Genomic DNA, 13,926 nt, shown 5'->3' with positions numbered 1-13,926 from the left:
CGGGGTAGGCCCCAGGAATGACCCGATCACAACCCCGGCGCGCCCGTGGCACGGTCGGCCACGCGAACAGCGCGCTGAACCTGCGGCTCGCGCTGGCGACGTTCGGTCTGGTCGTGATGACCGTCTTCGCGGTGCTCGCGTTCGCCGCCGGCATCGCCTGGCTGGGCGTCGTCTGCGCGCTGCTCGCCGTGGTGGCGGTGGTCGACCTGGTCGTGATCCAGCGCCGCCGCGCCGCGCGCCGCCGGGAGGAACCGGGCGTGCGGCACTCGCTGTTCGAGTGACAGGAGGACGAGATGCCCATCGCCACCACCAATCCCGCCACCGGACAGGTGCTCAAGACGTACGAGGCGATGTCGGACGAGCAGATCGACGCCGCGATCGAGCGGGCCGACCTCGCCTTCCGGCAGTTGCGGGACACCACCGTCGCGCAGCGGGCCCGGTGGCTCACCGCCGCCGCCGACCTGCTCGACGCCGAGCGCGACGAGACGGCCCGGCTGATGACCACCGAGATGGGCAAGACGTACGCCGCCGCGAAGGCGGAGGTCACCAAGTGCGCCACCGCCTGCCGCTTCTACGCGGACAACGCGCCGGGGATGCTCGCCGACGAGCCCGCCGACGCCGCCGCGGTCAAGGCGAAGCGGGCGTACGTGCGGTACCAGCCGATCGGTCCGGTGCTCGCGGTGATGCCGTGGAACTTCCCGCTGTGGCAGGTGATGCGCTTCGCCGCCCCGGCCCTGATGGCCGGCAACACCGGCCTGCTCAAGCACGCCTCGAACGTGCCGCAGACCGCGCTCTACCTGGAGGGCCTGTTCCGCCGGGCCGGGTTCCCCGAGGGCGCCTTCACCACGCTGCTGGTCGGCTCCGACGCGGTCGACCGGATCCTCAGCGACCCACGCGTCCGTGCCGCCACGCTGACCGGCAGCGAGCCGGCCGGCCGGTCCATCGCCCAGATCGCCGGTCGGGAGATCAAGAAGACGGTGCTGGAGCTGGGGGGCAGCGACCCGTTCGTGGTGATGCCCTCGGCCGACCTGGACACCGCCGCCGAGGTCGCCACCACCGCCCGCTGCCAGAACAACGGGCAGTCCTGCATCGCCGCGAAGCGGTTCATCGTGCACACCGACGTCTTCGACGCGTTCGCCGAGAAGTTCGCCGCCCGGATGGCGGCGCTGCGCGTCGGCGACCCGATGGACGACGACACCGACGTCGGCCCGCTCGCCAGCGAGCGCGGCCGCGACGAGGTGCACGCCCAGGTCACCGACGCGGTGGACCAGGGTGCGACGGTGCTCTGCGGCGGCGAGAAGCCGGCCGGGGACGGCTGGTACTACCCGCCGACAGTGGTGACCGACCTGCGCCCGGAGATGCGCATGTGGAGCGAGGAGGTGTTCGGGCCGGTCGCCGGGCTCTACCGGGTCGGCTCGTACGACGAGGCGATCGAGGTCGCCAACGGCACCAGCTTCGGCCTCGGCTCCAACGCCTGGACCAACGACCCGGCCGAGCAGGAGCGCTTCGCCGTCGACCTGGACGCCGGCAACGTGTTCGTCAACGGGATGACCACGTCCTACCCGGGGCTGCCGTTCGGCGGCGTGAAGAACTCCGGGTACGGCCGCGAGCTGTCCGCCGCCGGCATGCGCGAGTTCTGCAACACCAAGACCGTGTGGATCGGCGAGGGGCAGGCCGGCGCGGGCGCGGGCGCGCACTCCGAGTAGGGCGATTGGCCGGACGCCGTCACGGGTAGGAGTGGCGACCATGACGGCGTTCGGCTTCCACGCATCCCACGAGCAGATCCACCCGGCCCGGCTGCTGGAGGCGGTGATCCACGCCGAGCGCGCCGGCTTCGACGCGGCCATGTGCTCCGACCACTTCTCGCCGTGGAGCGAGCGGCAGGGCCAGTCCGGTTTCGCCTGGTCCTGGCTCGGGTCGGCGCTCCAGGCCACGAATCTGTCCTTCGGGGTGGTGAACGCGCCCGGCCAGCGCTACCACCCGGCGATCATCGCGCAGGCCATCGGCACGCTCGGTGCCATGTACCCGGGCCGGTTCTGGGCTGCGCTGGGCACCGGTGAGGCGGCCAATGAGCACATCACCGGCGAGGTCTGGCCCCACAAGGACGTCCGCAGCGCCCGGCTGCGCGAGTGCGTCGACGTGATCCGGGCGTTGCTGGCCGGCGAGGAGGTCAGCCACGACGGGCTCGTCACGGTGGACCGGGCGAAGCTGTGGACCCGGCCGGAGGAGCCGCCCGCGCTCGTCGGCGCCGCCGTCAGCATCGCCACCGCCCGTTGGTGCGCCGAGTGGGCGGACGGGCTGATCACCGTCAACGCGCCGGTCGAGCATCTGCGCCAGATGATCGACGCCTACCGGGACGCGGGCGGACGCGGCCCGCTGCACCTCCAGGTGCACGTGAGCTGGGCGCCCGAGCAGGCCGAGGCCGAGGCGATCGCGTACGAGCAGTGGCGCAGCAACGTGTTCGCCCCGCCGGTCTGCTGGGACCTGGAAACCCCCGAGCACTTCGACGTGGCCAGCGCCGACGTGCCGATGTCCAAGGTCGCCGAGACCGTGAACGTCTCCGCCGACCTGGGCCGGCACATCGGCTGGCTGGAGGAGTACATGGCGCTGGGCTTCGACCAGATCGCCCTGCACCACGTCGGGCAGGAGCAGCGCGCGTTCATCGACACGTTCGGCGCCGAGGTGCTGCCGAAGCTGCGCTCCGCCGCCTGATCCCACACCGGGCCGCCGGCACATAAGCTCGACGGTCGTGGATGCTCTGTTCGAGGTCGTGGTCTTCCTGGCCATCGCGACCTTCGGCGCGGCGCTGGCCCGCCGGCTCGGCCTGCTGGCGCCGATCCTGCTGGTGGTGCTCGGCCTCGCACTGTCCTTCCTGCCGTTCTTCCCGCACGTGCGGCTGGACCCGGACCTGGTGCTGGTGGGCATCCTGCCGCCGCTGCTCTACGTGGCGGCGCTGGAGACGTCGGTGCCGGCGTTCCGGCTCAACCTGCGGCCGATCCTGCTGCTCGCCGTCGGGCTGGTCGTCTTCACCGCGTTCGCGGTGGGCACCGTAGTGCACTGGTTCCTGCCCGAGCTGCCGTACGCGATCTGCCTGGCGCTCGGCGCGGTGGTGGCGCCGCCGGACGCGGTCGCCGCCACCGCGGTGGCCCGCCGGGTCGGCCTGCCCCGGCGGGTCGTCACCATCCTGGAGGGCGAGAGCCTGGTCAACGACGCCACCGCGCTGGTGCTGCTGCGGGTGGCGATCGTCGCCGCGACCGCCACCACCGGCGGGGTCGGCGTCGGCGACGTGGCCCGGGAGGTGGTCGTCGCGGCCGGCGGCGGCATCCTGGTCGGCCTGCTCGGCGTGGTGGTCTTCGGCTACCTGCACAAGCGCATCACCGACCCGGTGCTGGACAACGCGCTGTCGCTGATCGTGCCGTTCGCCGTGGTCTTCGCCGCCGAGGAGATCCACGCCTCCGGTGTGGTCGCGGTCGTGGTGACCGGCCTGGGCATCGGGCACAAGCTGCCCACGCTGCTGTCGGCCGCCTCCCGCCTGCAGGTGACCGCGTTCTGGCGGCTCATCCGGTTCCTGCTGGAAGGGCTGGTCTTCCTGCTGGTCGGCCTGCAACTGCCGGAGGTGGTCCGCGACATCGACGAGCCGTTCGGCTCGCTGGCCGCGATCACCGCCGCGGTGCTGGCCGCCGTCTTCCTGGCCCGGTTCGTCTGGGTGTTCCCGGCCACCTACCTGGCCCGGCTCGTGCCCCGGATCCGCCGGCGTGACCCGGCGCCTCCGGTGCAGTTCCCGGTCGTCATCGGCTGGGCCGGCTGACTCAGCCGACCCGGCGCTCCAGCACCTGCCCGGTCCACGGCTCGCGGCCCGGCCGCTCCACAGTGAACGGCTCGGTGGCGGTGAAGCCGCAGCGCTCGTAGAACCGCACGAGCGCCCGGTCCGGGCTGCGGAAGCAGTCCACCCGCAGCAGGCCCACACCGCGTGCGCGAGCCAGCTCCGCCGCGTACGCCAGCAGCCCCGCACCGACCCCACGCCCCGCGTACGCCCGGTCGGTGACCAGCAGGTTCACGTACAGCTCCGGTTCGGTGGCCGGCGGCACATAGTCGGTGGCCGCGCCCACCACGAGCGCGCCCACCACCGTCGCGTCGATCTCGGCGAGGTGCAGGCCGTCCCCGGCCGCCCACGCGTCGGCCTGGGCGATGCGGCGCGGGTCGATCGACGCCGGCTCGGCGCCCCACTGGTCGGTACGCCCGCGTTCGGCCAGCCAGGCGGTGGCGCTGTCGAGCAGCCGCAGCAGCGTGGGCGCGTCGCCGGGTCCACCCGGGCGGATGGTGAGGGAGGACTGGTCGGTCATCCCGCCATGCTGCTACACCGCGCTCAGCCGGGCACGCCGGCGGGTCGGGCCTGCGGCGCCGACCGGTTCGCCACCGCGCGGCGGGTCAGCGCCGGGGCGGCCAGCCCGGCGGCGGCGAAGACCCCGCCGAGCACCAGCCAGCCGGCCGGACCTCCGCCGAGTACCAGCAGCGTGAGCAGGCCACGGCCGAGCGCCTGGGCCAGCCCGGCGAGCAGGCCGTCCCCGCCCTGGTACGCCCCGATCGCCCCGGGCGGGGCCAGGTCGTAGGCGAGCCCCGCACCGGCCGCGCCGTGCCACAGGTCGCCCACCGTCCACACCGCGGTGGCGACGAGCAGCAGCACGACCGCCGGGAGCACCGGCAGGACGCCGGTCACGGCGTACAGGGGTGTCGCCGCGGCGAGCACCAGCCCCGCCCGGCGCAGCTTCCGGGCGGCCGGTGCGGCCCGCTCCGCGCCCCGGCTCAGCCGCACCGCGAGCAGCACGGTGAGCACCGTGTTGACGAGCAGCACCGCCGACACCACCGGTGGCGGCGCGCCGGCCCGGTTCACCGTCCACAGCGGCACGACGAGCACGAGCACCGTCGCGTGCGTGCTCAGCACCGCCGACGTGCCGCTCACCGCGAGGAACCGTCCGTCCCGCAGCGGTCCGCCGCGCCGTGGTCGCCCGCCGCGCCGCAGCGTGCCCGGCGTGCGTCGTGCGCCGTCGGCGGCCGGTTGCGGCGGCAGGCGCAGCAGCAGCGCCGCCGAGAGCAGGTAGGTGGCCGCGTTGCCGACGATGAGCACCTGGTACGCCCGGTGTGTGTCCACTGCCAGGGCGATCCCGGCCAGCGCGGTGCCGACGGTGATGCCCAGGTTCGCCACCGCGCGCAGCGTGGCGAAGGCGTGCACCCGGCCGTCCGGGCCGCCCACCGCGGCGACGAGTGCCGCCCGTACCGCCAGGTTGCCGGCCGCGAGCAGCGCCTCCGGCACGGCCACCGCCAGGAACGCCGGGAACGAGCCGACCAGCAGGTACGCCAGCGCGGCCACGGCCTGGCCCACCTGGAGGACGGCCCGGAGCGTACGCGGGTCCCACCTGTCGGCAAGCCCGCCCAGTGGCACGCTCGCGCTCAGCCCGACCAGCCCGGCGACGGTCAGTCCGGCGCCCACCGAGGTGGCGGAGAGGCCCACGTCCCGGGTCAGGTAGAGCGCCCCGCCCGCCAGCCACAGCCCTGCGCCGAGGGTGTTGACCAGCGTGGCGTACGCGAGCGTGCGCAGCGGCCCGGGCGGCGGAAGCGGCGAGACGCTTCCCATCAGCGGGGTCCGGCGAGGGCCATGGGATCGACGCTAGGACTGTTCCGGCTGGCCCGGAGCCCCGCTCGGGGCGACGCCTGTCACACCGCGAGCCCGCCGGGGCGTCGCCGCCGCTGGTCACCGCCGAAACACCCGGATCGAGCGCGGTGCGGGAAATCCGCTCGCCTGCCGGTCCCCGCTCTGCCAGTGTCGGCGCCGTGGAGCGCAGCAGGATCGCCACGGCCGAGGAACTGACCGAGGTGCAGCGGATCGAGGTGGCCTCCGGCGCCCCGTTCCGGGAGATCGGCATGACCCTGGTGGCCGACATGCCGCCGCTGCCGGTCGAGGCGCTGGCCGCGGGGCAGCGCGCCGGCCGGCTGTGGGTGGCGACCGACCCGGCCGACCGGCCGATCGCGTTCGTGCTGGCCGATGTGGTCGACGGGGCGGCGCACGTGCAGCAGCTCAGCGTCGATCCGGCGTACGCCCGGCGTGGCATCGGGCGGCGTCTGCTCGACCGGGTGGCGGGGTGGGCGTCGTCGCAGGGGTTGCCGGCGCTGACGCTGACCACGTTCCGCTCGGTGCCGTGGAACGGGCCCTACTACGTGCGGTGCGGATTCCGCGAGCTGAGCGGGACGGAGCTGACGGCGGGCCTGATCGAGCTGCTGGCCGCCGAGGCGGCGCTGGGCCTCGACCCGGCCGAGCGGATCGCGATGCGCCGCCCCGTCCCGCGCCCGGCGGGGCGGCCGGGCTGAGCCGGGCCGCGCTCAGTGGGCGCCGCCGAGGTTGAGCACCACGACCCCGGCGATGACCAGTCCCGCGCCGACCACCTTCGCCACGCTCAGCGGCTCGCCCAGGAACGCCGCGCCGATCGCCATGATGGCGGCGGTGCCGAGCCCGGACCAGATCGCGTACGCGACGCCGACCGGGATGTCCTTGACGGCCAGCGAGAGCAACCCGAACGCGGACAGGTACGCCACGGCGAGGCCGAGCGTGGGCCAGAGCCGGGTGAAGCCGTCGGTGGCCTTGAGCAGACTCGTGCCGATCACCTCGGCGGTGATCGCGCCGAGCAGGAACAGGTACGCCATCGCAGGACCGTACCCGGTCCTGCGATGGCGCCCGGTTGGAGCGGGAAAGCCGGTCAGGAGACCGTGCAGGCCTTTCCGTTCAGCGTGACCAGCCCGGGGTCGGGGTTGGGGCCGGGGGAGGAGACGCCGTTGAAGCCGAACGTGGTGCTGGCGCCGGGCGCCAGCTTCGCGTTCCACGACAGGTTCTTCGCGGTGACCGTGGCGCCGCTCTGGCCGACCTGCGCCGACCAGGACTGGCTCACCTTCTGACCGCTGAGGAAGGCCCAGCGCAGGTTCCAGCCGTTCACCGCCGTCGTGCCGGTGTTGCGCACCGTCACCTGGGTGGTGAAGCCGGACGGCCAGCTCCCGTGCGTGGTGTAGCTGACCGCGCAGGACCGCGCCGGCACCGCGCCGGAGTCACCCTGGTCGGCCAGGAACGACGCGAGCCAGGCCAGCGCCGAGTTCCAGTTGATCGCCACCTCGTTCGTCGCGTACGAGTTGATGTCGTCGACGTAGCAGAACATCGGCGCGCACCCGGCGAGCAGGTTCGCCGCGAACGGGTCCTGGAGCGCGGCGTTCGGACCACCGGCGAGCGAACCGGCCGGCGGGCGCGGCAGGTCCGGGTTCAGCTGGTGGCCGAAGATGCGGCTGTGCTGGTTGCGGGCGTGCTGCTCGCCCCAGCCGGTCACGTACGACATGTTCAACGCGTTGCGGCCGAACAGGTAGTCGGCGGCCTGCGCCGCGCCGTCCCGGTACTTCGCGTCCCGGCTCAGGTCGAACGCGGTGGCCAGCACGATCGCGTTGTTCACCAGGTTGCTGTTGCTGCCCCAGACGTACGCGTCGGCGCTGCCCGGGAACGGCAGCCCGTACGCCTGGCCGGCGATGGTGGCCAGGTAGCTGTCGGCGGCGGCGGTGATGGACTCGCGGATGCGGGTCTTCTCCGCGGCGGGCAGCGTGTTCGGCACCGTGGCCAGGTCGAGGCGACCCAGCGCGGCGACGCTCTGCCAGCCGAACGCGCCGTTCGCGGCGAACACGTCGGCGGTGTGCAGCGGCGAGCCGGTGACGTCGGCCAGGTACGCCTTGTCGCCGGTGGTCAGCCACAGCTCGACAGCGGCCCAGTAGAACTCGTCGCTGACGTTCGTGTCGTCGTACGCGCCGCCGCCGGTGCCGTCGCTGGCCGAGGCGTAGATCGCCGGGTGCTCCTTGGCCGCCGCGTACGCGGTCTTCGCGGCGGTGCCGCAGCGCGCGGCGAACGCGGCGTCGTACGGGGCGTACAGGCGCTGGCACTGCGCCGCGACAGCGGCCAGGTTCAGCGTGGCGGCGGTGGACGGCGCGTGCAGCTCGCGCGGCTGCGGGTCGTCCTGCGGCTGCAGCGGCAGGCCGGTCCAGTTCCGGTCGTGGATCTTGTGGTGGACCATCCCGGCCAGCGGCTTGCCGGCCGGCACCTGCATGCGCAGCAGGAACTCCAGCTCCCAGCGGGCCTCGTCGAGCACGTCCGGCACGTCGTTGCCGCGCTCGGGCACCCGCAGCGTGGAGTCGCCCAGGGCGGCGCCGCCGTCGGCGGTCTCGGCGGTCTTGGTCCGCTCGAAGGTGCTCAGCAACTGGTAGGTGGCGATGCCGCCGTTGACGACGTACTTGCCGTGGTCGCCCGCGTCGTACCAGCCGCCGCGCACGTCCAGCGAGTAGTCGCAGACGCCGGCCTGGCACGGCACGTTCGTGTCGCCCTGGTTCGGCGCGACGTCCAGGTGGCCGGCGGGGCGGGCGTACTCCTCGCCGATCAGGTCGCCGTCGATCTCGATGCCGCTGCGCTGGGCGTAGAAGAACTGGAGCGAGTCGGCGCGCAGCCGGTCGTAGAGCGCGCCGGAGATGTCGAACGGGTGGCTGGTCTCGCCGTCCACGGTGAGCGTGTAGCCCGTGCCCGGCGTGCGGTACGCGGAGAAGTCGACGGTCTGCACGTTCTGCGCCGAGGCGGCGTCCGTGCCGCGCGGCGTGGTCTGCCCGCTGGCGACCACCGCGCCGGCGGCCGACTTGAGCTGCCAGGGCAGCGCGTCGGTGGCCTCGGTGACCACAGTCGCGTGCTTCGGACCGCCGGGCAGGTAGCCGACCTGGTTGACCCGGACCCGGGGCCCGGTGTCCGGCTCGTACGGCGGCGCCGGCTCCCCGCCGCGCAGCGACACGTTGTCCAGGCAGAACGTCTGCGCCTCGGCGCTGCCGCCGACCTGGAAGATCAGTTGCGCGGTGGGGTTGTCCGCGGGGGAGGTGAACGTGGTGGTGACGTGCCGAGCGGTGCCGGTGGCGGTCGCGTCGACGCTCGCGTACGTGGTGTACGGGGCGCTGCCGAGTTGGAGCACCGCCTTGACGGCCGCGCCGGGGGTGGCGGAGACGTCGAAGGACAGTTCGTACTCGGCGCCCTCGGTCAGCGGCACCGCGTCCTGGCCGATGCCGGCGTCCCACGGGTTGGCGGTGCCGGCGGCGACGGAGGTGCAGAGCCGGCCGTCGACGACAGCGAGGTCGCCGGTGCCGTAGGAGAACCAGGGTGAGACACCGGCGCTGAAGTCGCCGTTGCGTAGTTGTTCGGGGGCGTCCGGCGGCACCTCGGCGCTCGCCGGGCCGGCGGTGAGGCCGGTGAGCGCCAGCGTGGTAGCCGCGATCGCGGCGAGCCGACGACGGGATCGGGTCACGGAGGTTCCTTCCGTGCTCGGGGGTGATGGGGGAGACCGGAAGCTGGGAGCGCTCCCAATATCAACCCGATGTTTCCACCGCGTTCCGTCGCTGTCAATCGATCCGGCCCGATGAGGTGCGCGGCCCGCGCGCGGGGGGATTCCGCGCGCCACGTACGATGTCAGTGATCTCCTAGAGACATCCGAGCCCTCGACCTGGCAGGCTGCGACCCATGACCCTGAAGCTTCGTTCCGTCGGAGCGAGCGACCGTGGGCTGATCCGCAGCGGCAACCAGGACGCGCAGCACGCGGGCGCCTGGTTGGTGGCGGTCGCCGACGGCATGGGCGGCATGGCGGCCGGCGACCTGGCCAGCCGCATCGCCATCGACGCGATCGCCCCGCTGGACCTGGCGACGCCGGAGGACGCGCTCGTCGCCGCGCTCCAGGGCGGGATCGAGCTGGCCACCGCGCGGATCCGCCAGGCCGTCGAGGAGGATCCGGAACGCCAGGGCATGGGCACCACGCTCACCGCGTTGCTGTTCGCCCGCACCGGTAGCTGCCTGGCGCTGGCGCACGTCGGCGACTCTCGGGCCTACCTGTACCGCGAGGGCGTGCTCAAGCAGGTCACCCGCGACGACACGTTCGTGCAGATGCTCGTCGACCAGGGCGTCATCACCGCCGAGCAGGCCAGCAGCCACCCTCGGCGGGCCGTGGTGACCCAGGCGTTGCAGGGCGACGAGGTCTCCCCGTCGTACGCCACGATGGTGCCCCGGGCCGGTGACCGCTGGCTGCTGTGCAGCGACGGCCTCTCCAACGTGGTCCGCGCGGACACGCTCACCGAGGTGCTCAGCGAGCAGCCGGAACGCGACGCCTGCGCGGCCCGGCTGATCGACCTGGCGTTGCGGGCCGGTGGCCCGGACAACATCACCGTCGTGATCGCCGACGTGGTCGAGGAGTAGCCAGCCCTCACCGCCCGCGCGGGCTGGCCCGGCGGGTCGGCTCGGCGGTGGTCGGATCCTCCGGCCAGGGGTGGCGCGGGTAGCGTCCGCGCAGCTCCGCCCGTACCTGCGGATAGCCGGTGCGCCAGAACGAGGCCAGGTCGGCGGTGACCGCCACCGGCCGCCCGGCGGGGGAGAGCAGGTGCAGCAGCACCGGCACCCGCCCGTCGGCGACGCGCGGCACGTCTCGCCAGCCGAATGTCTCCTGGAGCTTGACCGCCAGCACCGGGGCGGCCGGGTCGGCGTAGTCGACCCGGATCCGCGAGCCGCTGGGCACCGCGAGTCGCTCCGGCGCCAGCTCGTCCAGTCGCGCGGCCTGCCGCCAGTCCAGCAGCCGGCGCAGTGCCGCCGCCACGTCCACCCGGCCGAGGTCCGCCCGGCGGCGGGCGCGGGCCAGCTCCGGGCCGAACCATTCCTCGGCGCGGGCCAGCAGCGCGGCGTCGGAGACGTCCGGCCAGTCGTCGCCCAGCGCCCGGCGGCAGAACGCCAGCCGCTGGCGCAGCCCGGTCGCCTCCGGCGTCCAGCGCAGCAGCCCCGGCCCCTCCTGCCGGAGCCCGTCCAGCAGCGCCGCCGCGACCAGCTTCGGCTCCGGCGCGGTCAGCGGCCGGTCGACCAGCTCGACGGCGCCGAGCCGGACCAGCTCCCGGGCCACCACGTCCCCGCCGGACCAAACCACCTCCCGCCCCGAGCGCAGCAGCGCCGCCCCGGCCTCCCGGGCGGTCGCCTCGTCGATCGGCGCGGCCAGCCGCACCCGGGCGGCCGGGGCGCCGGGGGAGCGGTCGGCCACCGCGACGGCCAGCCACGCCGCTCCGGCCAGCCCTGACCCGGGCGCCAGCTCCGCGGCGGTCCCGCCGGCCATCAGGTACGCGGACCCGCCAGGCCGCCGCGCCCGGGCCAGCCGTTCCGGGTACGCCAGCCCGGCGAGCAGCCCCGCGGCCAGATCGTCCGGCAGCCGCTCCCGCTGGTTCACGCGGTCGGCGGGGCGCTGGTCGGTGGGCAGGGCGGCGCGCAGCCGGCGTACCTCGGTGCGCCAGCGCGCGGTGGCGGCCGGGTCGGTGCCGTCGCGCAGCCGCCGCCAGCGGGCGGGCAGGTCGTCTCCCGTCCCGCCCAGCGTGTCCTCGCCGAGGATCGCCACCACCTGGGCGGCCCGTTCGGCGCCCACCCGGGGCACGCCGTCCAGCAGTGCCCGCGCCAGCCGGGGATGCGTGCCCACCGCCGCGACCGCTCGCCCCCGTGCCGTGATTCGGCCCTCGTGGTCCACCGCGCCGAGCGTGGTCAGCGTCTCCCGCGCCACGGTCAGCGCGGCCGGCGGCGGCGGGTCGGGCAGCGCCAGCCCGGCGCCGTCCGGTGTGCCCCAGGCCGCCAGCTCCAGCGCGAACCCGGTCAGGTCGGCGGTGGCGATCTCCGGTTCCGGCTGCGGGGCGAGCCGCGCGTGCGTCGCCTCCGACCAGCAGCGGTAGACGGCGCCGGGCGCCTCCCGGCCGGCCCGGCCGGCGCGCTGGGTCGCTCCCGCCCGCGACACCGGCACCGTGACCAGCGCGCCCAGCCCTCGGGCCAGGTCGGTACGGGGCACGCGGCTCAGTCCGGCGTCCACCACCACCCGTACGCCGGGGACGGTCAGGCTGCTCTCCGCCACCGCCGTCGCGAGCACCACGCGCCGCCCGGCGGCCGGGGTGAGGGCCGCGTCCTGGGCGGCTCCGGGCAGCCGGCCGTGCAGCGGCAGGACCGTGACGTGGTCACGCAGGTCGGCCAGCCGGCCCGTGACGGCGGCGATCTCGCCCGCGCCCGGCAGGAAGACCAGCACGTCCCCGTCGTGCTCGCGCAACGCCCGGCGGACCGTGGCGGCCACGTGGTCCAGCAGCGCCGGATGGACCCGGCCGGCGCCGGGTGGCGTCACCGGGCGCGGCGGCGGCGCCCACACCCGCTCGACCGGGTGCAGCGCCGCCTCGGCGCGTACCACCGGGGCGGGGTGGCCCGCGCCGAGCAGCGTGGCGAACCGGTCGGTCTGCGGGGTGGCCGACATGGCCAGCAGCCAGAGATCCGGGCGCAGCGTGCCGCGCGCCTCGACGCTGAACGCCAGTGCCAGGTCCGCGTCGAGCTGCCGTTCGTGGCACTCGTCGAGCAGCACCGCGTCCACGCCGGGCAGCTCCGGGTCGTGGTGCAGGCGACGGACCAGCAGGCCGGTGGTGACCACCTCCACCCGGGTACGCGGCCCGGCCCGGCGCTCGCCGCGCACCGCGTACCCGATCCGGTCGCCGACCCGCTCGCCGAGCAGGGCGGCCATCCGGTGCGCGGCGGCGCGGGCGGCAACCCGTCTGGGCTGCGCGATCACCACGCGGCCGGTGACCGCGCCGGCGACCGCGAGCGGCGCGGTGGTGGTCTTGCCGGTGCCCGGCGGCGCCACCAGGACGGCGGCACCGCGCTCGCGCAGCGCGTCGATCAGCGCCGGCAGGACCGGGCGGACCGGCAGGTCGAGCGGGATGTCGGCGAGCACCGACCCACTCTCGCACCGCGCCGCCGCACGCCCCGAGGTGCCCCCCGCCGCACGCCGGGTCACGTCGTATCCGCTCCGTCACCCGTTGCTACGGCCTGGGACGGAACGGCACTGCCGGCGCCACCCCCGGACACGGAACGGCCCGGCCGGCGCACCGCCGACCGGGCCGGGTGGACCGCGACGCCGGGTCCGCCGCCCCGGCCGCCGCCACCCCCTAGTAGGTTCCGTCGAGCTGCCCGCGCAGCTTGGTCAGGGCCCGGGCCAGCAGCCGGGACACGTGCATCTGCGAGACGCCGATCTGCTCGGCGATCTGCGACTGGGTCAGGTTGCCGTAGAAGCGCAGCGTGAGGATCTTCTGCTCGCGTTGGTCGAGCGTGGCCAGCGCCGGGCCGAGGGCCACCCGCATCTCGGCCAGCTCGAACTCGCCGTCCTCGCCGCCGAGCAGGTCGCCCAGCTCGGTGGCCCGCTCGCCGTCGCCGGTCGGGGTGGACAGCGACACCGCGTTGTAGGCGCGGGCGCCCTCCAGGCCCTCCAGCACCTCTTCCTCGGTGAGCTTGAGGTGGGCGGCGATGTCGGCGACAGTCGGCGAGCGGCCGAGCGTCTGCAGCAGCGTGCTGTTGGCGTCGGAGATCGCCAGGCGCAGCTCCTGGAGCCGGCGGGGCACCCGGATGTCCCAGGTGCGGTCGCGGAAGTGACGCTTCAGCTCGCCGATGATGGTGGGGATGGCGTAGCCGGCGAAGTCGACGCCGCGCGACGGGTCGAACTTGTCGATGGCCTTGATCAGGCCGATCGCGGCGGTCTGCGCCAGGTCGTCGCTGGGTTCGCCCCGGCCGCCGTAGCGGTGGGCCAGGTGGTTCGCCAGCGGCAGCCACGCCTCGATGGCACGGTCGCGCAGCGCGGGCCGCGACGGGTGGTCGGCGGGCAGCGCGGCCATCGCGGCGAGCAGGTCGGCGGCGCTGTCGGTGAGCGAGCGGGGGTCGAGCTTCGAGGAGCCGGCCGGCGTGGTCGCCGGGGCGCTGATCGTGGGAGCGGTCATGGGTGGTCCTCCCTGCACCTCGTCCACGGAAGAAAAAAGACGTGACGCTTAGGTTTAGATGTT

The 13,926-nt window shown here is 74.7% G+C and carries 11 protein-coding genes and 1 pseudogene; 6 read left to right on the top strand and 6 right to left on the bottom strand.

Translation table 11 applies throughout. The features are described 5' to 3' along the window. Nucleotides 1-17: 17 nt before the first annotated feature. From ACFYON_RS20665 to ACFYON_RS20650, 4 genes and pseudogenes are all read left to right on the top strand, one after another. Nucleotides 18-281, top strand: coding sequence for a DUF6343 family protein (locus tag ACFYON_RS20665; RefSeq protein WP_269700639.1), 264 nt, complete (start codon nucleotides 18-20; stop codon nucleotides 279-281). 12 nt (nucleotides 282-293) lie between these two features. Then, nucleotides 294-1,706: an NADP-dependent succinic semialdehyde dehydrogenase gene (locus tag ACFYON_RS20660; protein ID WP_354867197.1), complete on the top strand. Its 1,413-nt coding sequence runs from the start codon at nucleotides 294-296 to the stop codon at nucleotides 1,704-1,706. A gap of 31 nt (nucleotides 1,707-1,737) precedes the next feature. Next, on the top strand, nucleotides 1,738-2,712 hold the full coding sequence (locus ACFYON_RS20655) for a TIGR03885 family FMN-dependent LLM class oxidoreductase (protein ID WP_354867195.1): 975 nt from the start codon (nucleotides 1,738-1,740) through the stop codon (nucleotides 2,710-2,712). Nucleotides 2,713-2,749: 37 nt separating this feature from the next. Beyond that, nucleotides 2,750-3,805 (top strand): annotated as a pseudogene (locus ACFYON_RS20650) (cation:proton antiporter); the annotation flags it as partial. A gap of 4 nt (nucleotides 3,806-3,809) precedes the next feature. Here ACFYON_RS20650 and ACFYON_RS20645 read toward each other — a convergent pair. Together ACFYON_RS20645 and ACFYON_RS20640 are read right to left on the bottom strand one after the other, a co-directional pair. Continuing rightward, on the bottom strand, nucleotides 3,810-4,343 hold the full coding sequence (locus ACFYON_RS20645; RefSeq protein WP_354867193.1) for a GNAT family N-acetyltransferase: 534 nt from the start codon (nucleotides 4,341-4,343) through the stop codon (nucleotides 3,810-3,812). A gap of 23 nt (nucleotides 4,344-4,366) precedes the next feature. Next, a complete protein-coding gene (locus ACFYON_RS20640; protein ID WP_354867191.1) occupies nucleotides 4,367-5,632 on the bottom strand; it encodes an MFS transporter in 1,266 nt (421 codons plus the stop codon). A gap of 197 nt (nucleotides 5,633-5,829) precedes the next feature. Here ACFYON_RS20640 and ACFYON_RS20635 point away from each other — a divergent pair, with 197 nt between their 5' ends. Then, nucleotides 5,830-6,363 carry a GNAT family N-acetyltransferase gene (locus ACFYON_RS20635; protein WP_354867188.1) on the top strand — a complete coding sequence of 178 codons (534 nt, stop codon included), beginning with the start codon at nucleotides 5,830-5,832 and terminating at the stop codon, nucleotides 6,361-6,363. 12 nt (nucleotides 6,364-6,375) lie between these two features. On the opposite strand, the gene ACFYON_RS20630 is transcribed toward ACFYON_RS20635, so the two are convergent. Both ACFYON_RS20630 and ACFYON_RS20625 read right to left on the bottom strand, forming a co-directional pair. Next, nucleotides 6,376-6,696 carry a multidrug efflux SMR transporter gene (locus ACFYON_RS20630; protein WP_184684385.1) on the bottom strand — a complete coding sequence of 107 codons (321 nt, stop codon included), beginning with the start codon at nucleotides 6,694-6,696 and terminating at the stop codon, nucleotides 6,376-6,378. 53 nt (nucleotides 6,697-6,749) lie between these two features. Then, entirely contained in the window at nucleotides 6,750-9,356 is a 2,607-nt protein-coding gene (locus tag ACFYON_RS20625) for a glycoside hydrolase family 9 protein (protein ID WP_354867185.1), read from the bottom strand. 212 nt (nucleotides 9,357-9,568) lie between these two features. On the opposite strand from ACFYON_RS20625, the gene ACFYON_RS20620 reads away from it, so the two are divergent. Continuing rightward, entirely contained in the window at nucleotides 9,569-10,294 is a 726-nt protein-coding gene (locus tag ACFYON_RS20620; RefSeq protein WP_357706900.1) for a protein phosphatase 2C domain-containing protein, read from the top strand. Nucleotides 10,295-10,301: 7 nt separating this feature from the next. Here the strand turns inward: ACFYON_RS20620 and hrpB are convergent, their stop codons facing one another. Beyond that, entirely contained in the window at nucleotides 10,302-12,827 is a 2,526-nt protein-coding gene (hrpB, locus tag ACFYON_RS20615; RefSeq protein WP_354867180.1) for an ATP-dependent helicase HrpB, read from the bottom strand. Nucleotides 12,828-13,041: 214 nt separating this feature from the next. After that, a complete protein-coding gene (locus ACFYON_RS20610) occupies nucleotides 13,042-13,863 on the bottom strand; it encodes a SigB/SigF/SigG family RNA polymerase sigma factor (RefSeq protein ID WP_354867178.1) in 822 nt (273 codons plus the stop codon). Nucleotides 13,864-13,926: the final 63 nt, after the last annotated feature.

Source organism: Micromonospora sp. NPDC005686, from assembly GCF_042871665.1.
Taxonomy (GTDB): domain Bacteria; phylum Actinomycetota; class Actinomycetes; order Mycobacteriales; family Micromonosporaceae; genus Micromonospora.
Note: the sequence above shows the minus strand (reverse complement) of the source record. Positions and strands in the feature narration are given on the sequence as shown.

Bases quoted from the DNA above. Each gene is read 5' to 3' on its own strand.
- ACFYON_RS20660 (WP_354867197.1), top strand. From the start codon at position 294: ATGCCCATCGCCACCACCAATCCCGCCACCGGACAGGTGCTCAAGACG.
- ACFYON_RS20640 (WP_354867191.1), bottom strand. From the start codon at position 5,632: ATGGGAAGCGTCTCGCCGCTTCCGCCGCCCGGGCCGCTGCGCACGCTC.
- ACFYON_RS20620 (WP_357706900.1), top strand. From the start codon at position 9,569: ATGACCCTGAAGCTTCGTTCCGTCGGAGCGAGCGACCGTGGGCTGATC.
- ACFYON_RS20630 (WP_184684385.1), bottom strand. From the start codon at position 6,696: ATGGCGTACCTGTTCCTGCTCGGCGCGATCACCGCCGAGGTGATCGGC.
- ACFYON_RS20645 (WP_354867193.1), bottom strand. From the start codon at position 4,343: ATGACCGACCAGTCCTCCCTCACCATCCGCCCGGGTGGACCCGGCGAC.
- ACFYON_RS20610 (WP_354867178.1), bottom strand. From the start codon at position 13,863: ATGACCGCTCCCACGATCAGCGCCCCGGCGACCACGCCGGCCGGCTCC.
- ACFYON_RS20665 (WP_269700639.1), top strand. From the start codon at position 18: ATGACCCGATCACAACCCCGGCGCGCCCGTGGCACGGTCGGCCACGCG.